The sequence below is a fragment of the Pseudomonas tritici genome, assembly GCF_014268275.3.
Classification (GTDB): Bacteria; Pseudomonadota; Gammaproteobacteria; order Pseudomonadales; family Pseudomonadaceae; genus Aquipseudomonas; species Aquipseudomonas tritici.
In genome coordinates, this window is the sequence record NZ_CP077084.1 from 1,757,714 (window position 1) to 1,779,591 (window position 21,878).

18 protein-coding genes are annotated in these 21,878 nt (G+C 59.4%); 8 read left to right on the forward strand and 10 right to left on the reverse strand.

Features of this window, described 5'->3' with window-relative positions; translation table 11 throughout:
* Nucleotides 1-167: 167 nt before the first annotated feature.
* Nucleotides 168-1,295 carry a branched-chain amino acid ABC transporter substrate-binding protein gene (locus HU722_RS07810; protein WP_065873279.1) on the reverse strand — a complete coding sequence of 376 codons (1,128 nt, stop codon included), beginning with the start codon at nt 1,293-1,295 and terminating at the stop codon, nt 168-170.
* A gap of 341 nt (nt 1,296-1,636) precedes the next feature.
* Between HU722_RS07810 and HU722_RS07815 the strand changes: the two genes are divergently transcribed.
* Both HU722_RS07815 and HU722_RS07820 read left to right on the forward strand, forming a co-directional pair.
* On the forward strand, nt 1,637-1,948 hold the full coding sequence (locus tag HU722_RS07815; protein WP_065945393.1) for a DUF2288 domain-containing protein: 312 nt from the start codon (nt 1,637-1,639) through the stop codon (nt 1,946-1,948).
* Nucleotides 1,949-2,199: 251 nt separating this feature from the next.
* Complete coding sequence (locus HU722_RS07820; RefSeq protein ID WP_065910489.1) at nt 2,200-3,288, forward strand: hypothetical protein; 1,089 nt, start codon at nt 2,200-2,202, stop codon at nt 3,286-3,288.
* A gap of 39 nt (nt 3,289-3,327) precedes the next feature.
* On the opposite strand, the gene HU722_RS07825 is transcribed toward HU722_RS07820, so the two are convergent.
* From HU722_RS07825 to HU722_RS07835, 3 genes are all read right to left on the reverse strand, one after another.
* Nucleotides 3,328-5,505: a hypothetical protein gene (locus tag HU722_RS07825; RefSeq protein ID WP_065945395.1), complete on the reverse strand. Its 2,178-nt coding sequence runs from the start codon at nt 5,503-5,505 to the stop codon at nt 3,328-3,330.
* A 204-nt stretch (nt 5,506-5,709) separates the two neighbouring features.
* Nucleotides 5,710-7,974: a putative bifunctional diguanylate cyclase/phosphodiesterase gene (locus HU722_RS07830; protein ID WP_186755065.1), complete on the reverse strand. Its 2,265-nt coding sequence runs from the start codon at nt 7,972-7,974 to the stop codon at nt 5,710-5,712.
* Nucleotides 7,975-8,112: 138 nt separating this feature from the next.
* Nucleotides 8,113-8,478, reverse strand: a complete 366-nt coding sequence (locus HU722_RS07835; RefSeq protein ID WP_186755067.1) for a YkgJ family cysteine cluster protein — start codon at nt 8,476-8,478, stop codon at nt 8,113-8,115.
* Nucleotides 8,479-8,728: 250 nt separating this feature from the next.
* Here HU722_RS07835 and HU722_RS07840 point away from each other — a divergent pair, with 250 nt between their 5' ends.
* The gene (locus HU722_RS07840) at nt 8,729-10,075 is read left to right on the forward strand and encodes a spinster family MFS transporter (RefSeq protein ID WP_065880042.1); all 1,347 of its coding nucleotides are present in this window, start codon (nt 8,729-8,731) and stop codon (nt 10,073-10,075) included.
* Between the two features lie 182 nt (nt 10,076-10,257).
* Here the strand turns inward: HU722_RS07840 and rapA are convergent, their stop codons facing one another.
* Complete coding sequence (rapA, locus tag HU722_RS07845) at nt 10,258-13,104, reverse strand: RNA polymerase-associated protein RapA (RefSeq protein ID WP_065873272.1); 2,847 nt, start codon at nt 13,102-13,104, stop codon at nt 10,258-10,260.
* A 219-nt stretch (nt 13,105-13,323) separates the two neighbouring features.
* On the opposite strand from rapA, the gene HU722_RS07850 reads away from it, so the two are divergent.
* Nucleotides 13,324-13,665: an aspartate-semialdehyde dehydrogenase gene (locus tag HU722_RS07850; protein WP_065910487.1), complete on the forward strand. Its 342-nt coding sequence runs from the start codon at nt 13,324-13,326 to the stop codon at nt 13,663-13,665.
* On the opposite strand, the gene HU722_RS07855 is transcribed toward HU722_RS07850, so the two are convergent.
* From HU722_RS07855 to HU722_RS07865, 3 genes are all read right to left on the reverse strand, one after another.
* Nucleotides 13,662-14,843 (reverse strand): aminotransferase class V-fold PLP-dependent enzyme, encoded by a 1,182-nt coding sequence (locus HU722_RS07855; RefSeq protein ID WP_186755069.1) that lies wholly within the window; start codon nt 14,841-14,843, stop codon nt 13,662-13,664. The two genes, HU722_RS07850 and HU722_RS07855, sit on opposite strands and share 4 nt — an antisense overlap.
* The gene (locus tag HU722_RS07860; protein WP_186755071.1) at nt 14,840-15,310 is read right to left on the reverse strand and encodes a RidA family protein; all 471 of its coding nucleotides are present in this window, start codon (nt 15,308-15,310) and stop codon (nt 14,840-14,842) included. The genes HU722_RS07855 and HU722_RS07860 overlap by 4 nt, the downstream gene beginning before the upstream one ends.
* A gap of 90 nt (nt 15,311-15,400) precedes the next feature.
* Nucleotides 15,401-16,267 carry a LysR substrate-binding domain-containing protein gene (locus tag HU722_RS07865; RefSeq protein WP_065873269.1) on the reverse strand — a complete coding sequence of 289 codons (867 nt, stop codon included), beginning with the start codon at nt 16,265-16,267 and terminating at the stop codon, nt 15,401-15,403.
* Between the two features lie 131 nt (nt 16,268-16,398).
* Here HU722_RS07865 and HU722_RS07870 point away from each other — a divergent pair, with 131 nt between their 5' ends.
* Nucleotides 16,399-16,560 carry a hypothetical protein gene (locus tag HU722_RS07870; RefSeq protein WP_175402983.1) on the forward strand — a complete coding sequence of 54 codons (162 nt, stop codon included), beginning with the start codon at nt 16,399-16,401 and terminating at the stop codon, nt 16,558-16,560.
* Between the two features lie 143 nt (nt 16,561-16,703).
* Nucleotides 16,704-16,820 (forward strand): cytochrome c oxidase subunit CcoM, encoded by a 117-nt coding sequence (ccoM, locus tag HU722_RS29020; protein WP_275957920.1) that lies wholly within the window; start codon nt 16,704-16,706, stop codon nt 16,818-16,820.
* Nucleotides 16,821-16,983: 163 nt separating this feature from the next.
* On the opposite strand, the gene HU722_RS07875 is transcribed toward ccoM, so the two are convergent.
* Both HU722_RS07875 and HU722_RS07880 read right to left on the reverse strand, forming a co-directional pair.
* Nucleotides 16,984-18,459: an inorganic phosphate transporter gene (locus HU722_RS07875; RefSeq protein WP_186755073.1), complete on the reverse strand. Its 1,476-nt coding sequence runs from the start codon at nt 18,457-18,459 to the stop codon at nt 16,984-16,986.
* Between the two features lie 314 nt (nt 18,460-18,773).
* Nucleotides 18,774-18,974, reverse strand: coding sequence for a hypothetical protein (locus tag HU722_RS07880; protein ID WP_003189295.1), 201 nt, complete (start codon nt 18,972-18,974; stop codon nt 18,774-18,776).
* 556 nt (nt 18,975-19,530) lie between these two features.
* Here HU722_RS07880 and pcaR point away from each other — a divergent pair.
* Both pcaR and pcaK read left to right on the forward strand, forming a co-directional pair.
* A complete protein-coding gene (gene pcaR / locus HU722_RS07885) occupies nt 19,531-20,373 on the forward strand; it encodes a pca regulon transcriptional regulator PcaR (protein WP_065873267.1) in 843 nt (280 codons plus the stop codon).
* A 142-nt stretch (nt 20,374-20,515) separates the two neighbouring features.
* Nucleotides 20,516-21,856 (forward strand): 4-hydroxybenzoate transporter PcaK, encoded by a 1,341-nt coding sequence (gene pcaK / locus HU722_RS07890; protein ID WP_065873266.1) that lies wholly within the window; start codon nt 20,516-20,518, stop codon nt 21,854-21,856.
* The last annotated feature ends 22 nt before the right edge of the window (nt 21,857-21,878 follow it).

Consider the following 21,878-nt stretch of genomic DNA (forward strand, 5'->3'; position numbering starts at 1 on the left):
CCTGTTCTGTGAGCAGGTTGCACAAAGCGTTTGCCAGCGAACCGCTGGTGACGGTTTTAAGATTTTCAGGTGAGCCAGCGCCCGGATCGCGGGTGACAGGCCCATAAACCTCGTAAAACAAAGCCCACTGCTCTCACAGTGGGCTTGTTGGACCAGTAATGCCTGGCTTACTGAGGGGAAACTTCGGTTTTTGGCTTACCGAAGTGCCATTCGTAGACCACGAATTTGAAGTCTTTCAGGTCGCCCTTGGCGTCGAAGCTCAGCTCGCCGGTAGGGGTCTTGAAGGTGCCCGCGTGGATGGCGGCTGCCACTTTGGCGGTGTCTTCACTCTTCGCTGCGGCAATACCGCCGGCGATCACTTCGATAGCCGAGTAGGCTGGGAACACGAATGGACCGGTTGGGTCCTGCTTGTTCTTGGCGAACTCTTCAACGATGGCTTTGTTGGCCGGATCGGTGTCGAAGGATTTAGGCAGGGTCACCAGCAGGCCTTCGGAAGCGCCCTGGGCGATTTGCGAGATGGAGTCGTTGCCGACGCCCTCTGGGCCCATGAACTTGGCGTTCAGGCCTTTTTCCTTGGCTTGGCGCAGGATCAGGCCCAGCTCAGGGTGGTAGCCGCCGTAGTAGACGAAGTCGACGTTGGCTTGCTTGAGTTTCTGGATGACCGAGGAGAAGTCTTTGTCGCCGGCGTTCAGGCCTTCAAAGACGGCAACCTTGGTGCCTTTTTTCTCGAGGGTCTGTTTAACGGCGGTGGCGATGCCTTCACCGTATTGCTGTTTGTCGTGCAGGACGGCAACGATTTTCGGCTTGACGTGGTCGGCGATGTAGTTGCCGGCCGCTGGGCCTTGTGCGCTGTCCAGGCCAATGGTGCGGAAGATCAGCTTGTAGCCACGTGCAGTGATTTCCGGGCTGGTGGCAGCCGGGGTAATCATGATCACGCCTTCGTCTTCATAGATGTCTGAGGCTGGCTGAGTGGAGCTGGAGCAGAGGTGGCCGACCACGAACTTGACGCCGTCGTTGACCACTTTGTTGGCGACAGCCACGGCTTGTTTAGGGTCGCAAGCGTCGTCGTATTCCTTGGCTTCGAGCATTTTGCCATCGACGCCGCCTTTGGCGTTGATGTCGGCGATTGCCTGCTTGGCACCCATGAATTGCATATCGCCGTATTGCGTCACTGGGCCGGTTTTAGGGCCTGCGATACCGATCTTGATGGTGTCGGCTGCGAACGAATGGCCGGCAACCCCAGCCAGGACCATAGCGGCAAACAGTTTGGAAATCTGCTTAGTAGCCTTATTCATAGTGCTCCACTCTTACTGTTGTATTTTTTATAGTTCTAGCGGCCTTGTGAGCTGCAGAACCGGATCAGATATCTCGGATATCCCCCCGGCAGTGCCCTGGCAACTGTACCGGTACAGTGTAGAGCGCCGGTTGATCGCTTGAAAAGCTGGCTGCTGGGGGCAAAACCCGGGGGTGTCGCATAAATGAAAGAAAAAGACAGAATTGCGGCGAGGTGATGCCAGAGTTCCGGGCAATCCTTGGCTTTCCTGACACTTTCTATCGATGACTCATTTGCAACTGGGTTTTTCTACCTGATGCGTGACGTTATGATTGCGCCGTTTTTTTCTTCAGGTGAAGTCCCATGACGCAAGAACCTAGCACCCTCTATGCCAAGCTGCTCGGTGAAACCGCCGAAATATCCTGGAAGGAGCTTGAACCGTTCTTTGCCAAGGGTGCCCTATTGTGGGTCGATGCCGGCCTGGATTTGATCGAGGCTGCCGAGGGAATGGCTGAGGACAACCGCGACAAAGTCGCTGCCTGGCTGGCTGCCGGGAGCCTTGGCGAAGTGTCTGCGACGCGGGCATTGGACCTGGTGGAGCGCGACCCGAGCTTATGGGCGGTGGTGGTTTCGCCCTGGATCCTGATCCAGGAAAGGGCAGTGTCCGCAGGCTGAGCACCGAAATGGTGCGTGCTTTGCCCGTTTGAAAGTGTGTAGCGGGGTAACCGCTGGCGCGGTGATGGCACCTTGCCGTGGAGAAAGGTCACAGCGCAGGGTGACGGGCACGTCATGGGAACAGTTTTCCGATGACCGAACAGGTCGGAGAATTGTTTCCCGGTGTGAATATATGCCCGGCAGCTGTCAGATCGCAGGGTAGGAAAGACTGAAATCCGGTAAAGTCCGCGGCTTGTTACTCGGAGCCAGTCATGCCCTCAACGCTGCCCCTCTCAGCGAAACCCTCGCACCAGTTGCTTTACCTTATCTACGGTAAACAGGATGTTTATCGGCGTGAGGCCAAATTCAGCATTCTCACTGCCCTGGCGCAGCTCAAGCAGGGTGAGTCGCTGTGCATCCGGGTCATGACTGATCGTCCCCAGGACTTCATCGGCTGGCCGGTGGAAACCATCGAGCTGGATGAGCAGACCCTGACCCAATGGCAGGGCGAAAACGGCTACCTCCACCGGCGCAAGGCATGTGCAATCGCACAAGGGTTGAAGCTGGCGGACAAAACCCTGTTCGTCGACACCGACACGCTGTTCCTCAAATCCCCCCATTGCGTGTTTGAACTCATCAAGCCTGGCCAGTATGTGATGGACGAGCTCGAGTACGACTGGCATTACGTCTGCAAACGCCCGGACTACCTCAAGCTGGGCCAGCACCTGCACTCCCATGGAGTCTCTGCCAGCAACAGCTTCAAGCTCTACAACAGTGGCCTGTGCGGTGTGTGCGCCAGTGATACCGCGCTGCTCGAAACGTCGATCCGCTTGATCGACGAGTGGACCCAGGGTTCCTTTGATATCCACACCATCGAGCAAATCGCGATTTCCTTTGCGATGCGTGGCAAGACGGTGCGCGAGTCGAAGAAAATCGTTCATCACTATTACGCCGAAAAGCGCTTCTTTCACGCCATGCAGGCGCATTTTTTCAGCCTTCACGGTGAAACCTTCGGGCCTGAATTGGTCATGCGTTGCTTGGATGTGCCGCAGGTCAAGCCTTTGCCATCAGCCTGGCAGCGGCTGCTCATCAAATGGAAACTGCGCAATCAGCGCAAACACCTGAAAAGGGTCGGCCGCGATTTGCTCTACGGCAGCGCGGCACCAGAGAACCCCTATTACGACGTGTGCCGACAGGGCTGGTGGGAGTCGGCTTCGCGTGAAATCCGCGGCTGGGATGAGGCTGAGCAGACGCAGTTTTTCGGCACGCAGGGTGCCGGTTGGCCAGAGCAGCTGCCCCGGCCAGCTAAGCCTGCAGACGAACAAGTCATCGTCGATTATCTGCAGAAACGAAGAGCCTGATGAAACAGTAACGGTGCCGAGCGGTACCGTCGCAATGCCTCAGCCGGTCTTACCGGTGTGGTTATTCAACGAAATAACCTTGGTCTTCCCGATCCGGTGACGATAAATCTCACGCAAGTACTTGATCGCCTTCTTCACACAATCCCGCGACAGGCGGATGTCATTGATTGACACGAACTTGTCTTTGTCGTTGATCAACTCGCGGTACTTCTTCTCATACATCGGCTTGATCGCGTACCAGTTGGTATCGAGGATCTTCGCCGGGTTCTCGAACTCGTTGAGCAGCTCGTCGATACGGTCTTCGTCGAAGTCTCCGTGGATGATGAAGTCCAGGATCGAGTTGTCCAGCGTGTCGTCGAAACGGTACGGGTTGCGCGCAAAGCAGCGTTTGATGAACGCCACGATCAACGTCAGGAAGTCATCCGACAGGCACGGGCTTTTCGCGATCAGGGTGGTCAGGGATAAGTTGGCTGAGGCGCCGATCACCAAGGCGTAGCGCTTGAGGGTGGTGTTGGGGAACAGGCTGTTAAGGTGGGTCTTGAGCCGGTTCAGGTCCATGTAGGACAGCTTGTAGTCCTTGGGCAGGGACACGATCGACACCACTGACGAGCAATTTTTGAAGAAGTGCAGGTCATGCAGCGCCGCCGCGTCGTAGCCGGAGTTCTTGTACTGCTCCAAGGAAGCCTTGTAACGCTTCGATTCGATCGGCAACAGGCTGATGCCTTCGATGGCCTGGGTGACCTTGTTGAAGTGCGGCAGGTCGATGGAACGGAAGAACAGGTCGTCGATGTTCAGGCGCTGTGGCTCTTTCTCGAAGACCTTGAATTTGTCATTCGACGGTGCCGGTGTTTCCGGAACCACTGACTCGGCGTAGGCAATCGCTACCGGTCCGGCCAGGCTCATGAACAGGTCGTTGGCATCCAGGCGAATGGTTTCGCCGATGTCGATACCGGCGCGGCGGAAGTAGTTCTGGTCGTAGTCGGTGGTGACGGCCTGGGCCGTGAGGATGTTGAAGATCTGCTGGGAAATGTATTGGTTGGCGTGTTTTTCCATGGCATTGACGTCAATGTTCTGGATATTGCCGTCATCGCTTTCTTCGGCGTAACGCATGATGTCGTTGGAGATCAGCATCATCGCGTTCCACGGCCGGATGCGGCCCTTCACACTGGCTTCGCTGCTGTCTTCGTTGTCGAAGTTGTAAGAGAAGTCCCATTCTTCCGACAGGTATTTGCACAGCAGTCGCCCGGCGTTGATGTGCAACGCCTCGGACATTTCGCTGCGGTGGTCGGAGATATTCGGCAGCACGCAGATGCCGCTGGTGAAGATCGGCTCGAACACAAAGGCGTGGCCGCTTTTGCTGTCATGCTCGTCGGCGGGCTTGGTGTCGAACGTCTTGTTCATGTACGAGTGTTGCTGAGCCAGGCCGAATTCCGAGGCCATGCCCGAGCCGGTGCCGCCGCCGGCGCTGAAGATCGAGAAGTACAGGCGCGACTGGTTGGCCTTGATGCCGCAGGAGTCGATCAGGTACGAGTGGATCATCTTCCAATCGGGGCTGGAAAAACGCTGGGTGTCTTTATTGAGGATGATCTTGGCCAGGTACTGGCCGAGGATCGGCGCGTTACCGGCGCCGCCGGCATGGACTTCCGAGAGGTCCATGATTTTCATCTTGCTGTAATCGCGCAGGAAGCCGCTTTTTTCGCCCTTGCGCGAGAAGCGGATGCGCCCGGCGATGTCCTTGTCCAGGTCGCCGAGCATCACCAGCGGTTCCACCAGGAACACCGGTTTGCTCGCCTTGCCACTGCCCAGGCGCAGGTTGTTGCGGATCCACTGGGCCGGGCTGTAGCCCTTGTCCTGCGACTTGTCTTCGTTGCTGAACTCGTTCAAATAGAACTTGCGCGCGTTGTACACCAGCTCCGCCACGTCCAGCGCGATGTTCGAACCGCAGCGGCCCAGGCCGATCAGGCACACCGAGGGGAATTCCTGCTCGTTGCGCGGATCGCTGTCGCCTTCCAGGTGGGGCGGGCGCGGGAACACCATGTCGCGCAGGCCATCGAGGTTGTCGAGGATGCGGTCGGTATTGGTTTCGGTGAAGTACAGGTATTGCTGGGTGGCCAGCGGCCGGGCGGTGCTCAATGACTTTGAGCCTGAGGGCTTGTCCGCAGGAGCTGGGAGCAACACGTCGGATACCACGGTGGCAGAGTTATTTTTAGAGGTCATTGTGCGCCATGTGCCTGAACGGATGGCTGAAACAAATCAAAGGGCCATCACGGAATGGGTGTTCGCGACTTTGCAGTGCGTCCTTGTCCTGGCCGAAGGGGGATAACCCTGGTTTCTTCAGGGAAAACCCGGCCGGACTCTGATGAATCGGCCGTTCGTCGGTGTTCTTTAGGCGAATGATGGCGAAATGCCAAATATTGGGCGTCAGCGAATTGGCCTGACGATGGACGTAGAGCCACCGCGGCTTGAGGACGTTTCTTTCGGCGAGCTGTTGTCTTTGGCGCCCACCACGCTGTGCGGGTAGAGCGGGTTACGCATGTTGATGCTCTGGATCACACCCATGATGTCACTGGCCGCCACTGCCGGGCTCAGCAGGTAACCCTGGACGAAATCGCAGTCATGCTTGAGCAGCAGCTCGAATTGCGCCTGGGTTTCGACGCCTTCAGTGACTACCTGCAAGTGCAGGGTGTGGGCCATCCCGATAATCGCCTGAACGATCTCGATATCCGCAGTGGACTTGGGAATATCCTGGATAAACGAGCGGTCGATCTTCAAGGTATTGAGCGGCAGGCGCTTGAGGTAGGCGAGGGACGAGTAGCCGGTGCCAAAGTCGTCGATGGCCAGCGACACGCCCAGCGCGCGAATTTGCCGCAGCAGCGTCAGGGTGCTGCTGATATTGCCCATCAGCGCATTTTCGGTGACTTCCAGCTCCAGGCGGTTGGCGGCGACGCCGCTGAAGCGCAGCGCATCTTCGATTTCATCCGCCAGCTCGTCACGGGCCAGGTTCAGGGCCGAGCAGTTCACTGACATCGTCAGTTCGGTATAGCCTCTGTCAGAAAGCATGCTCAGGTCATGACAGGCTTGGCGCAACACCCAGTGGTCCAATTCGGCAATCAGCCCATTGCTTTCGGCGATGCCGATAAACCGATCTGGTGCCAGCAGGCCGTGCTTTGGGTGTTGCCAGCGTACGAGGGCCTCTAGCCGCGTAACTTTGCCCAGCTTCATGTCAAAGATCGGTTGATAGAACAGCACCAGTTGGTCGTGGGTGCGCAAAGCGCCGCGCAGTTCCTCTTCCAATTGCAGTTCGAGAAAGGCGCGGGTTTTCAGGTTGGAGCTGAAGAAGTTCAGGGTGTTGCGCCCAGTGTCCTTGGACTGATACAGCGCCAGGTCGGCAGTTTTCAGCAGCTCCTCGCAGGTGAGGCCGTCATCGGGGAACAGGCTGATGCCGATGCTGGTGGTCATTACCATGCGTCGACCGGCCAGCTCGATGGGTTCTTTCATCTGTTGCATGATGCGCTGGGCCAGGTGCCGGGCTTCGTCGCGGTGGTGGATGCTGATCAAGATGCAGAACTCATCGCCGCCGAACCGCGCAACCACGTCGGCATGGCTGCGCACCGAGCCCTTGATATGCGCGGCCAGCACGGTGAGCAACTGGTCACCTGCGTCATGCCCGAGGCTGTCGTTGATGCGTTTGAAGTGGTCGATATCAAGAAAAATCACCGCCATCATGCCGTGGGAGGCGGTTTTTTCGGCAAGCTTCTCTGCAAAGATTTGGTTGAAGCCCCGTCGATTGAGCAGGCTGGTCAGGGCGTCGTAATGGGCCACTTGTTGCAATGAAGCGCGCGCCTGATCCAGTTCGCTGAGCAACGCATTAACCCGGCGCAGGTCGCGTTCCTTATGCTGCAGTTTCTTGTCGGCCAGGGCAGCACTGATGCTGCTGCCAATCACCAGCAGGGTGATGACCGCCACCGACAAACCCAGCTGGATAGGGTTGTTATCCGAAGGCAATGAGAGGTCAGCCCCAGTGGGAACAATTAATTGCATCGCGGCCATGCCGGTAAAATGCATGCTCAGGATTCCCGCACCCAAGACCAGGCTGGCGGCGTATTTGAGCAGTTGATGAAACACGCCGGTGCCGGTGCGCAGGTAGCTCGACAGCAACAACGCAGCCAGGCTTGCGCCCATGGCGATGGCCACCGAGGCTATGAACAACTCGGTCTCAAAATACAGCTGGGCCTGGGAACGCATGGCCGACATGCCAACGTAATGCATCAAGGCGATGCCGACACCCATCCATAGGGAGGCCAGCCCATATTGGTGGAACCGCAGGTGAGGATGGCTGAGGGTCTGCATGGCGATCAACGAGGCGATCAGCGCGATGAGCAAGGACGCGAACGTCATCAACAGGTCGTAGTGAATCGCGATAGGCGCCTGGAAGGCCAGCATGCTGATGAAGTGGGTGGACCAGATCCCGCCCGCCAGGCAACTGGCGCCGAGCCAGCGCCAATGGCGCTGCGCGGTCGGGTTCTCGACATGACCTACGCGTTCAGCCATGTCGAGCGTGCCAAAGCCTGCCGCGCAAGCGACGAGGTAGGCCAACAGCACCAAAAAGGGGTTATGACTGCAATTGAGTAATAAATGCCCGCTTTCCGGAAGCCCGGTGAACAAATGCAGACCCAGCCATTCCATAGCATGTCCCGTCATAGCGTCACGTCACTGCCTACGGCGATGACCTATGAGGTCAAGTATAGAAGCCTTACGGAATTTGCCAGGAATGATGGCACTTTGCTCTGAATTATTTTTGCATGCTGCTCATAGCGTTTGATGCTAAGCGCTGATGGGCAGCTCCAATTCGAATGGCGCATGCAACGGCGCCAAGCCAAACTCGGCGCGTGCGGCATCGCAATCGACGTTCTGCACACCCTGGCTCCACGACGCTTCAAACTCGCGGCAGGGGCTTGAGCGTTGCTCATAGATCGAGCAACTCGTCCCTTTACCCACTTCACCTTCAAGGCTGCAGCAGCGGGCGGGTTTCTGGTCGGTACCGATCATCGCCACGCGCGTTGGGTTGATTTGCACCACCAGGTCGTCGGGCACCGTGCCCCCCGATGAGGCGCACTCTCCCCAGAAGAAAGACACACGAAAGTATGAACAGCAGGCACCGCAACTCAGACACGGACTGGCTTCGGACATGGGCGTCATCAATAGGATAAGTAGAGGGGGGACTACGGGAAGGCTCGCCATTCTATCCGCGCCATGGCTGTTGGGAAGGGGGGCGCGGACTTATATTTTCGTAGGCAAAGTCCCGCAGCACCGGGTGAAATCATGCCCTATCAGCTTTACGAATCATTACAGACAACCGCCGCCCGCCTGACTATGTTGCAGGTACCGGGCAGGATGCAGCGGGCATCGCAGCTCTCATAACAATAAAAGAGACGGACCCATGCAGAACTCGACCCAAGCGGCGAATGCCTGGCGCATTCTGTTCCTGCTGTTCCTGGCCAACCTGTTCAACTTCTTCGACCGCACCATTCCGGCGATCATCATTGAGCCAATCCGTATGGAATGGCACCTGAGCGACTTCCAGCTCGGCATCATCGGCACCGCCTTTACCCTCGTCTACGCCATCGCCGGCTTGCCCCTGGGGCGTATGGCCGACACCGGCTCGCGCAGCAAGCTGATGGGGTGGGGCCTGTTCGCCTGGAGCGGGCTGACGGCGGTCAACGGCCTGGTCGGCAGTTTCTGGACGTTTTTGCTGGTGCGCATGGGCGTCGGCATCGGCGAGGCCAGCTATGCGCCAGCGGCCAACTCGCTGATTGGCGACCTGTTCCCGGCGCACCGTCGCGCGCGGGCCATGGGCATTTTCATGCTGGGCCTGCCCTTGGGGCTATTGCTGGCGTTTTTCACCATCGGTTGGATGGTCAAGGCGTTTGACAGCTGGCGCGCACCGTTCTTTATCGCGGCAGTGCCGGGGCTGATCCTTGCGGTGTTCATGTTCTATATCAAGGAGCCCAAGCGTGGCGCGGCGGAAACCGTGCAGGTTTCCCAGGAACGCGTCGACCGCCCGATTCGTCGCGTGCTGGCGGTGCCTACCTTCCTGTGGCTGGTGCTGGCCGGGTTGTGCTTTAACTTTGCCACCTACGCCTGTAACTCGTTCCTGGTGCCGATGTTGCAGCGTTACTTCCTGATGCCGCTGCAGGACGCCGCCGTGGCCACCGGGGTGATCGTCGGCCTGACCGGCCTGGTGGGCCTGACCCTAGGCGGCTGGATCGCCGACAAGATCCATCAACGCGTAGCCAATGGCCGGCTGTTGTTCGCCGCGTTCAGCCTGATCATCTCCACCGTGACCACTGCCTGGGCGTTGCACGCCGGGCGCATTGAGATTGGTGTGTTTGTGGCGTTGTTCAGTGTGGGCTGGTTGTTTGCCTATAACTTCTACACCTGCGTGTACACGGCGATTCAGGACGTGGTGGAACCGCGCCTGCGGGCCACGGCGATGGCGCTGTTTTTTGCCGGGTTGTACTTGCTGGGTGGGGGGATGGGGCCGATCGTCGTGGGTGGGCTTTCCGATCATTTTGCCCATTCGGCTATGTACGCGGCGGGGGCGGAGCAGATGACGGAGGCCTATAAGGCGGTGGGGTTACATGACGCCATGTACCTGATTCCGGTGGCGCTGTTCTTGACCCTGTTGTTTTTGTTTCAGGCGTCGCGCTGTTTTGTGCGGGATGCCAAACGGATGAAAGAGGGGTTGGTGGCGGTTGAGGTGCCGGCTGCTGTGGCTACGGCTTGAGACCGAGTGGACCCTTTCGCGAGCAAGCCCGCTCCCACATTGATCGGTGATCGACATGACAACTCGGTCAAATGTGGGAGCGGGCTTGCTCGCGAAGGCGCTATTAATGCCACAGATATTCTCAAGCGAATAAAAAAGGCCCGCATTGCGCGGGCCTTCTTTTTAGCGGAGCAGGGTGGTAATCAACCCGCTACCAGGACTCGAATCGCTTCCAGTCGCAGCGCCGCTTTATCCAGCATGGCCAAGCCTTGCTCGCGCTGGTTGCGCAGGGCAACCAGCTCGCTGTCACGCACGGTCGGGTTGACCGCTTGCAACGCGGTCAGGCGCGCCAGCTCTTCGTCGGTGTCCGCCGCCAGGCGACGTTTGGCCTCGGCTACGCGCTCGGCGTGGCGCGGGGTGATCTTCTCTTCACCGGCGTTGATCCGTGGCGTCAGATGGTCGCGCTGGGCCTGGATAAACTTGTTGGCGCTGGCCCGAGGCACGCTTTCCAACTGGTCGTTGAGGGTTTCGAACGACACGCGGCCCGACAGGTCGTTGCCATTGGCGTCCAGCAGGCAGCGCAGTGCCGCCGGCGGCAGGTAACGACCCAGTTGCAGCGCGCGCGGCGCGACCACTTCGCTGACGTAAAGCAGCTCCAGCAACACGGTGCCCGGCTTGAGCGCCTTGTTCTTGATCAGCGCCACGGCGGTGTTGCCCATGGAACCGGACAGCACCAGGTCCATGCCACCCTGCACCATCGGGTGTTCCCAGGTGATGAACTGCATGTCTTCGCGCGACAGTGCCTGGTTGCGGTCGTAGGTGATGGTCACACCTTCGTCGTCACCCAGGGGGAAGCTGGCGTCGAGCATTTTTTCGCTGGGCTTGAGGATCAGCGCGTTTTCCGAATGGTCTTCGCTGTCGATGCCAAACGCGTCGAACAGGGTTTCCATGTAGATCGGCAGGGCGAACTGGTCGTCTTGCTCAAGGATGTCTTCGACCAGCGCATCGCCTTCACCCGCGCCGCCGGAATTGAGCTCCAGCAAGCGGTCTCGACCGGTGTGCAGTTCCTGCTCCAGGCGCTCGCGTTCGACGCGGGCCTCGTCGACCAGGGCTTGCCACTCGCCGTCGTCGGCGTTTTCCAGCAGCGGCAGCAGGCGTGGGCCGAACTGGTGCTGCAAGGCGTTGCCGGTCGGGCAGGTATTGAGAAACGCGTTCAGCGCTTCGTGGTACCACTGGAACAGACGCTCTTGCGGGCTGGTTTCCAGGTAAGGCACGTGCAGTTCGATCACATGCTTCTGGCCGATCCGGTCCAGACGGCCGATCCGCTGTTCCAGCAAGTCAGGGTGGGACGGCAGGTCGAACAGCACCAAATGGTGGGAGAACTGGAAGTTACGGCCTTCACTGCCGATCTCGGAGCAGATCAGCACTTGGGCGCCAAACTCTTCATCGGCGAAGTAAGCGGCGGCGCGGTCACGCTCGAGGATGTTCATGCCCTCATGGAACACCGTGGCCGGGATGCCGGAGCGCACGCGCAGGGCGTCTTCCAGGTCCATGGCGGTTTCGGCGTGGGCGCAGATCACCAGGACCTTGGTGCGCTTGAGCATTTTCAGCTGGTCGATCAGCCACTCGACCCGTGGGTCGAAGCGCCACCAGCGGTTTTCTTCTTCGATGTCCGGCTGCGACTGGAAGCTGACTTCCGGGTACAGCTCGGCGTGTTCGCCCAGCGGCAACTCCAGGTATTCGTCCGGGTTTGGCAGCGGGTAGGCGTGCAGCTTGCGCTCCGGGAAGCCTTGCACAGCGGCGCGGGTGTTGCGAAACAGCACGCGGCCAGTGCCGTGGCGGTCGAGCAACTCACGCACCAGGCGCGCACTGGCTTCTGTGTCGCCATCGTTGACGGCGGTCAGCAGGGCTTCGCCTTCGTTGCCGAGGAAACCCTGGATGGTCGTGTGTGCGGCAGGGGAGAGGCGACCCTTGTCCAGCAACTCCTGCACGGCTTCGGCCACCGGGCGATAGTTTTCGCTCTCGGCGCGGAAGGCCGCCAGGTCGTGGAAGCGGTTCGGGTCCAGCAGACGCAGGCGCGCGAAGTGGCTGTCCTGGCCCAGTTGTTCCGGGGTGGCGGTGAGCAGCAGCACGCCGGGAATCACTTCAGCCAACTGTTCGACCAGTGTGTATTCGGGGCTGGCTTTCTCTTCATGCCACACCAGGTGGTGGGCTTCGTCGACGACCAGCAAGTCCCAGCCAGCCGCGAACAGTGCGTCCTGGGCCTTCTCGTCGTCCACCAGCCATTCCAGCGCGACCAGCGCCAGTTGGGTGTCTTCGAACGGGTTGGCGGCATCGCTTTCGATAAAGCGTTCTTCGTCGAACAGCGCGACTTGCAGGTTGAAGCGCCGGCGCATTTCCACCAGCCATTGGTGCTGCAGGTTTTCCGGGACGAGGATCAGAACGCGGTTGGCGCGACCCGAGAGCAGTTGGCGATGGATCACCAGGCCGGCTTCGATGGTCTTGCCCAAGCCTACTTCGTCGGCCAGCAATACCCGAGGCGCGATACGGTCAGCGACTTCACGGGCGATGTGCAGTTGGTGCGCGATAGGTTGCGCACGCACGCCGCCCAGGCCCCACAGCGAGGACTGCAATTGGCGGCTGGTGTGTTCCAGGGTGTGGTAGCGCAGCGAGAACCAGGCCAGCGGGTCGATCTGCCCGGCGAACAGACGGTCGCTGGCCAGGCGGAACTGGATAAAGTTGGAGAGTTGGGTTTCCGGCAGGGTGACCTGCTCGTGCTGCCCATTGAGGCCGTGGTACACCAGCAAGCCGTCGACATCGTCGACTTCCTGCACGGTCATTTTCCAGCCTTCGAAATGGGTGATGGTGTCGCCCGGCGAAAACCTCACGCGGGTGAGGGGCGCATTCCGTAACGCATACTGGCGAGTGTCGCCAGTGGCCGGATAGAGCACGGTCAACAAGCGGCCGTCCTGTGCCAGAACGGTGCCTAACCCCAGCTCTGCTTCGCTGTCACTAATCCAGCGTTGCCCCGGTTGATACTGCTGCGCCATGCTGCCTGACTCCCGCCGTGAAAAAGCCGACTATCTTAACGGAACAAGGCCCCCATCCAAAGGACTCTGAGAAAAACTACTCTCTTTGGCGAGCGTATCCAGCGCTGAATCGACGGGTGGCGGGCACTTGCGAGTGTCGACTGGGTCACAGCTTGGCGAGCCTATGCTCAAGTCGCCCTGCCACCCGCCGACAGCCTGTTGATCAGGAGAGTAATCATTATGCTGCCACCCATGCTGCCCGTCAGCGTTGTGCCGGTCACGTCACAACTCGATCCGGTGCGACAGAAGCCGGATATCCCGCCCGTGGTGCCAGTTCAGCCGGGCTCCAACGAAAGCACTATCGACCTGAAAAAGGGCGACGCCGAGACATCGGCGTTTTTGCTGCGCGAAGAACAACGCCGCCAGCAGGAACAACAGAAGCGCCGGCGTGAAGCCGATGAAAATCCGGAACAGCACTTGGCCATTCCGGGGGATGTGCTCAACGCCGACAACACCGTGCCAGTGATTCCGCTGATCGAAGACGCGCCGCGCCAGGGCTTGTGGGTCGACGTCGAGGTTTAGTCGGCCAATTCGCGCAAGGCCGCTGACAGCAACGCGATATCGTCCTCGTTGTTCAGCGGGCTGACTGAGATCCGCGCCACGCTTTGCAGGCCTCGCGCTTGCATATCCAACGGGGTATACGCCACGCCGTTGGCGCCGATGTTGATGCGCTGCAAGCCCAGGCGCCGTTTGAGTTCGAAGGCATCCCAACCGGCCAAGTTGAAAGCGATCAAGCCTGATTGACGGGTGCCCAAGTCATGCAGGGTAATGCCCGGAACCCCACGCAACGCTTCGCGAATTCGCTCACTGGTCTGCGAGACGCGCTCCCAGACGCGCTCGATGCCCAGTCGATTCATCTCCTGCAATGCATTGCCCAGCCCGGCCAGCAAGGCGAACGATGTCTCGCTGGTTTCAAAGCGGCGGGCATCGTTGCGCAGGTCGAAACCCTGGGCGGTCCATGGCGCTGAAAACACGTCGCGCTGAGCAGGCTTCAATCGCTCGAGAAACGCCGGCCGCACATACAACAGCGCTGTACCACGTGGCCCGCGCAGGTGTTTGCGACCGGCCGACTTGAGCACATCACACTGCAGCGCGTGCACATCTACAGGCATCTGGCCGACGGCTTGGCCTGCATCGATGAAATAGGGGATGGCGTGGCGACTGGCGACCTCACCGATGGCCTGGGCGGGGTTGATCAGGCCACCGTTGGCCGGCAGCCAAGTGAGGTCGATCAACTTCACATGGGCATCAATCATTGACTCCAGCGCCACTGGGCAGGCCGCGCCACTGTCATCGCAGGGGATGACCTCGATCCGAGCACCGGCTTGCACGGCCAGTTCCATGCTCGCCAGGTTGCCGCCCCACTCGTGACGGCCCACCAGAATGCGGTCTCCGGGCTGCCAGCGGCCCAAGGCCTGGAAGGCCATGCTCCAGGCGGTCGAGCCGCTGCTGGCAAAGGCAATTGAGGAAGCCGGGGCATTGAGTAACTGCCCGGCGGCTCGGCGGGCTTTTTCTAGCAGCACCTCGCCGTGTTCGCCGGCCTCCATCGGGCCGTCGCGGGCTTCGCGTTGCAACTGCTCGATGATGGCGTCGAGGGTCGCCTGGCTGGGCAAGGAGGCGCCTGCATGGTTGAAATGCACGATGCCGGACTGGCAGCCTGGCGTTGCATCCCGCAGTTGTTGGATTTCGCGCGGGCTCATGGGCGCAACTCAAAAATCGCATCAACCTCCACCGCTACGCCGGCCGGAAGGCTGGAAACGCCCAGGGCGGTACGCACATGCCGACCTTTTTCGCCGAGGGCGTTGACCAACAGGTTGGAGGCACCGTTGGCGACCAAGCTCTGTTGCTTGAAATCAGCGCTGCAGGCGATAAAGACCTCCAGGCGCAGCGTGCGCACCAGGCGCGACAGGTCATCACCCAGCGCATCGCTCAACTGCGCCAATAGGCTCAACGCGGCGAGTTCCGCCGCTTGGGCGCCTTCTTCATCATTCAAGGATTCACCCAGCCGGCCCACGTAGGCAGGTTTATCGTCCACCAGTGGAATTTGCCCGGAAATGAACAACTGGTGCTGGCTGATGACATGGCTGATGTAGTTGGCAGCCGGTTGGCTGGGGGCGGGCAGCGTGAGGCCGAGAGCTTGCACGCGTTGGCGGATGGAGTCGCTCATGATGAATCCTCTTGAGTCAGGAGGTTTCAGCATGTTGGTTGCTCAGAAAGGCGACAAACGGATAGATCTCACGCGACGTATCGAAATCACTCACGCGTCGGCGCAGGTTTCCTTCAACCATTGGCTGAAACACGCGGCTGCTTCATTCGTAGTGCCCTGCGGGGCGATGAGCCAGTAGCCAATGTCGCTGTGATAGGGCGGCCAATCGAAGGCTTGTACCAGGCTGCCGTCCAGAAGCTTGCGCTCGATCAGGCGATGACGGCCCATGGCGATGCCTTGGCCAGCCACAGCGGCTTCAACCACGATGTTGTAGTCGTGCAGCATCACACGGGGGTGGTTGGCGAGGTCGACGTGGTAATGCTCAGACCAATCGGTCCATTCAAACGGGCGGTGCGAAGTGGCCATCAGCAGCGGGCCGTCATGCCGGGCGTTGAACGCCGGGCTGCACACCGGGGAGAGGATTTCCGGCATCAGTCGCGTGGCCTGCACATCGGGCCAATCGCCCTTGCCATAGCGGATGGCCAGGTCGACCTCGGCGGCTGCGACGTTCGCCAGCTGGATCGCCGGCAACAACTCCACTTGGATATGCGGGTAGCGGTTGAGAAACCCGGCCAGGCGTGGTGCCAGCCACAGGGTGGCAAAGGAGGCCAGCAAGCCGATGCGCAATACCGTGGCGCTAGGGGGCACGCGTTGGGCACGGGTAGCGGCGGCAATGACGCCAAGGGCCGGGCTGATTTCGTCGTAGTAACGTTGGCCGTCGGCAGTCAGGTCAATCGCGCGCGTGCGTCGGATAAACAGCGGTTTGCCCAAGTGTTGCTCAAGCTTCTGTACTTGATGACTCAGGGCGCTCTGGGTCACCGACAACTCGTTCGCGGCCTTGATAAAACTCAAATGCCGCGCCACCGCTTCAAAGGCGCGCAGTGCCAGCAACGGCGGAAGGTCCTTGTGCAGTGCCACCTGAGTGCGTCTCCTGAAAGGGGAAAAGTACCGATTTTGTGGGATGACCTGCCTTTTGTCGCCCGCTGATTTGCCGTTGGGCGGGGGAGGCCGCATTATTGAGCCATTCTAGCCACCACGTAAGCCAAGCCATGAGTGAAGACGACAAACTGATCGACCTGAGTGCCGAACGCGCCAAGCGGGTGCACGACCTCAATGACAAGCGCTTGAATGAAGTACGCCAGGCGTTTGAACAGGCAATGCCGCTCGGCAAAGTTAAGAAAAAACCTAAGAACAAGCCAAAAAAGCGTTGAAACAGCCTGCATCCATTGATGCAGGTCAGTTATTTCCCTTCTTTACGCCCCGTCGTGGGCGACATTGATCCCTGTCAATTTTTCAATCCGCCTTCTCCATTAACTTAGCCCTATCGCAACAGGGCACGTGCAGGAGGCCGGTCATGTTTTTCGATAATGTGGTGTTTGCCGGAGTGCTGACTGTGAGCCTCATGGTGATGTTTTTTGTAGGGTTTGGATTTTTTATCTGGAAAGACGCGAACAAGCGTAAAAAACCCTAGGTTTTTCCGGATTACATGAGCACGCAAGGCATTTTGGGCGACTTCGGTCGCCCTTTTTTTTGCCTGTTATTTGATCGGTGAAGATCAACTGTGGGGATGGAATTGGGGCATAAAAAAAGGTGCGACCCTCGCGGATCGCACCTTTTTTATTACTGCTAGGTTATCAGCTACCGAGTGCCCAGGAGGCCAGCCAGAACAACCCGGCCGAAAGGCCCACGGTTGCCGGCAGGGTCAATACCCAGGCCATCAGGATGGTTTTGACGGTGCCGCCTTGCAGGCCGCTTTTGTTCGCAACCATGGTGCCGGCCACGCCCGAAGAGAGCACGTGGGTAGTGGACACCGGCAGCGCGAAGATGTTGGCAAAGCCAATCATGGTCGCGGTGGTGATCTGTGCCGACATGCCTTGGGCATAGGTCATGCCCTGCTTGCCGATCTTCTCGCCGATGGTCAGTACCACACGCTTCCAGCCCACCATGGTGCCCAGGCCCAAGGCCAGAGCTACGGCGAGGATGACCCAGAACGGCGCGTATTCGGTGGTGGCGGTCAGGTCTTTGCGCAGCTTGTCGAGGTCGGACTTCTCACGCGCCGGCAGGCCTGGCAATTTGCCGACTTTCTTTGCGGTATCGTCCAGGCAGAGCAGGTAGCGGCGCACTTCAATGCGGTGATCGGCGGTCAGCGAATGGTAGTCGGAGACCCCTTTCAGCGTGTCCAGCAATGCATTGATGGTCGGTTCGGTCTGCTGCGGGTTGCAACGGAACTTGCCCGGCAGGTCATCCTTCACGCTTTTACCCAAGGCCAGGAATTCACCCAGGGGCTCGTGGTTGCGCTGGTAGAACTGGTTCAGGTGCAAGGTCGCGTCGCGGGTACGCTCGATCTGGTAAGTGGTGCTGCCCAGGTCGAGTACAAACTGCGCCGGCACGATACCGATCAGCACCAGCATGATCAGGCCGATACCTTTCTGACCGTCGTTGGAGCCGTGCACGAAGCTCACCGCCATGGCAGAAATCACCAATACCAAGCGGTTCCAGAACGGCGGGTGCTTCTTGTCATCAAGCTTGCGGCGCTGGTCCGGGGTCTTGTGCATCTTCGACAGCGGGCGCCACCACTTCAGGCCAATCAGCACAAGGGCCGCGACCAGAAAGCCGGCCATCGGCGAGAACACCAGGGAGGCGCCGATATCGATCGCCTTCTGCCAATTCACACCGTCAGCCAGGGGGATGTCGTTGATCAGCGCATTGGCCAGGCCGACACCAAGGATCGAGCCGATCAGGGTGTGGGAGCTGGACGCGGGAATACCGAAGTACCAGGTGCCCAGGTTCCAGGTGATCGCCGCCGCCAATAAAGAGAAGACCATCGCCAAGCCATGGCCGGTGTTCACATTAATCAGCAACTCCACCGGCAGCAAATGCACGATGGCGTAGGCGACACCGACACCACCGAGCAACACGCCGAGGAAGTTGAACACCCCGGAGAAGAACACGGCCAGGTGCGGCGGCATGGCTTTGGTATAGATGACTGTGGCCACCGCGTTAGCGGTGTCATGAAAGCCATTGATGAACTCGAAGGCGAGGACAAAGGCCAGGGCGAGCAACAGGCTCACTAGAACCCAAGCATCCAGTCCGCTGAATAAATCGATCATGAAGGTTTTCTGACCCGGTCGTAAGGGGGCGCGATTATGCCAGAAAACCTCAGTAATCGATGCACTAGCTGCTCATCGGTAACAATCTTCCTTGAAAAAAACCGGCGCCAGGGGGCGTATCCCAGGGATTTCGGGGCTTTGGCAAGTCTTTGATTTATAAAGCAGAGGGGCTGCGGGGCAGGGGATTGTCACAAAAACGTCACGCCTGAAACATTTGTATGAAATTTTACCGCTGGTGGAGCGATGCAAGGTAGCTGGATGCTAGCTATATGCCAGCACCCAAGGCCAAAACCTTGAGTTCCAAACCGAATCGCTTATGGCTCTTCGGTTTTGAGTTCCTGTTCAATCTTTTGGATTTCCTGGGCGAACGCCTGGTCGAGGAGACTGGCTCGCTTGCGCCAGGGTTTGCGTTCAGGTTCAGGCTGGGCGGCGTAAGTGGTGACTTCCCCGCCGTAAACGTCCTTGTAACGTTGCTCCTGGCGCTCAAGTTCCGCGCGCAGTTCATCTTTCGTCACATCGTTACCTAATTGAGTTGAGTGTAAATACGTTGCAGCGTTATGCCTGAATGCCGTTCCTGGGGTATTCCAAGTTGAACCGTGAAAACGTCCAAGTTTGAAATAGGGACGGGCGGCCACCTGTTAGTGCAGTCATTCAAAGCAGGTAGTTGCGGTCGACAATGCACAACGTGCATCACCTGGCGAGCGCTGCTCTCGAGAGTAAACCGGGCAGAACGGCACATAGGGTGCATTATAGCGGCGCATTTGAATAACACTATCGGCATAAAGTTAAAAAGCGTCAACTTTGTGTGAGCGTTTTGTTACACGGGCGTGCCGGTAATTGCATGAATTCTGACGTCATAAAATCAACCCAACTTCAGACGTTATTAAGCGTGACTTCATTTTACTGCGCTCCGCTGGCTGGCCAGGGAAGGGAACCCACAAATTGCGATAATCGAATGACTGTCCGATAATCGCACAATGTTCTTGGCCCCGCCTTGTGCACGCGGCTGACGCGACTTGTAATAGCAGCCAAACCTCCCCTGCGGTTGACAATAAGAGTAAGGACCCCGACATGAACGATCAATTGCGCAACTCTTTCGCGTCAATGGCGCCGCCGATCGTTGCGTCCCCGGCCAAGCGTATCCAGGCGTTCACCGGTGATCCGGACTTCATGACCTCCCTCGCCCGTGGCCTGGCGGTGGTGCAGGCGTTCCAGGAGCGCAAGCGCCATCTCACCATCGCCCAGATCAGTCATCGCACCGAGATCCCCCGCGCCGCCGTGCGCCGTTGCCTGCACACCTTGATCAAGCTCGGTTACGCCACGACCGACGGGCGTACCTATTCGCTGCTGCCCAAAGTCCTGACCCTGGGCCATGCCTACCTGTCGTCCACGCCACTGGCGGTCTCGGCCCAACCCTACCTGGACCGCATGAGTGAGCAGCTTCACGAAGCCTGCAACATGGCCACCCTCGAAGGCGACGACATTCTCTATATCGCCCGTTCGGCCACTACCCAGCGCCTGATTTCCGTGGACCTGTCGGTGGGCGGGCGGCTGCCGGCCTATTGCACTTCCATGGGCCGCATATTGCTTGCGGCGCTGGACGACGCCTCGCTGCAGGATTATCTCGACCACGCCGACCTGCAAACCAAGACCAGCCGCACCTTGACCACGCCACAGGCCTTGCTCGAATGTCTGCAGCAAGTGCGTCAACAGGGCTGGTGCATCGTCGACCAGGAGCTTGAGCAGGGCCTGCGCTCCATCGCCGTGCCGGTGTATGACGCTTCGGGCCAGGTGTTGGCCGCGCTGAACGTCAGCACCCACGCCGGACGGGTCAGCCGCGCCGAGCTGGAACAGCGCTTCTTGCCGAGCATGCTGAGTGCCAGCTGCGAGCTGAGTGCGCAGCTGTTTGCCTAAGCTGTTCGGTGACCGCACAGATCCCGGTTTGATCAATTGACGGTGTTTCCCCAGGCTTACTAATGTGCGGCAGCGCTGTCAGCGCCACATAATAACGACGACCCCAGGTCGTCAGCCCGCCATCGGTGTGGAAATAAAAATAATGACTCAGCCCTCTGTCGGTACCACGCTGGACGTCCAGTCCTTCATCAACACCCAGCCACTGTCACGCTATCAGTGGCGCGTGGTGATCCTGTGTTTCCTGATTGTTTTCCTTGATGGCCTCGACACGGCCGCCATGGGCTTTATCGCGCCTGCGCTGTCCCAGGATTGGGGCATCGACCGCGCCAGCCTCGGCCCGGTGATGAGCGCCGCGTTGATCGGCATGGTCTTCGGTGCGCTCGGCTCCGGCCCACTGGCGGATCGCTTTGGGCGCAAGGTGGTGCTGGTAGGCGCGGTGTTGGTGTTTGGTGCGTTCAGCCTGGCGTCTGCCTACAGCGCCAACGTTGACCAGTTGCTGGTGCTGCGCTTTCTCACCGGGCTGGGCCTGGGGGCCGGCATGCCGAATGCCACCACGCTGCTGTCCGAATACACCCCGGAACGCCATAAGTCGCTGCTGGTGACCAGCATGTTCTGCGGCTTCAACCTGGGCATGGCCGGCGGCGGGTTTATTTCAGCCAAGCTGATCCCTGCGTTCGGTTGGCACAGCCTGCTGCTGATCGGCGGCATCCTGCCGTTGATCCTGGCGGTGGTGTTGTTGGTGTGGCTGCCGGAGTCGGCGCGTTTTCTGGTGGTGCGCAATCGCGGCACCGACAAGGTGCGCAAGACCTTGTCACCCATCGAGCCTTCAATCGTTGCCCAGGCCACCCGCTTCAGCGTGCCTGAGCAAAAAACCGTCAAGGCGCGCAACGTGTTCGCGGTGATTTTCTCCGGCACCTACAGCGTCGGTACGTTATTGCTGTGGCTCACCTACTTCATGGGCCTGGTGATCGTGTACCTGCTCACCAGTTGGCTCCCGACGCTCATGCGCGACAGCGGCGCCAGCATGGAACAGGCCGCGTTTATCGGCGCCTTGTTCCAGTTTGGTGGCGTGTTGAGCGCGGTGGGCGTGGGTTGGGCGATGGACCGGTTCAACCCTCACAAGGTCATCGGCATTTTCTACTTGCTGGCCGGGGTATTTGCCTACGCGGTAGGGCAGAGTCTGGGCAATATCACCGTGCTGGCGACCTTGGTGCTGATCGCCGGGATGTGCGTCAACGGTGCGCAGTCGGCAATGCCGTCCCTGGCCGCACGCTTCTACCCGACCCAGGGGCGCGCCACCGGCGTGTCGTGGATGCTCGGCATCGGCCGCTTCGGCGCGATCCTCGGCGCTTGGATGGGTGCCACCTTGCTCGGCCTGGGTTGGAACTTCGAGCAGGTGCTCACCGCGCTGGTGATTCCGGCTGCATTGGCGACGTCAGCCGTGGTGATCAAAGGCATGGTCAGCCACGCCGACGCGACCTGAGGCCGATCACTTTTCATGTGGG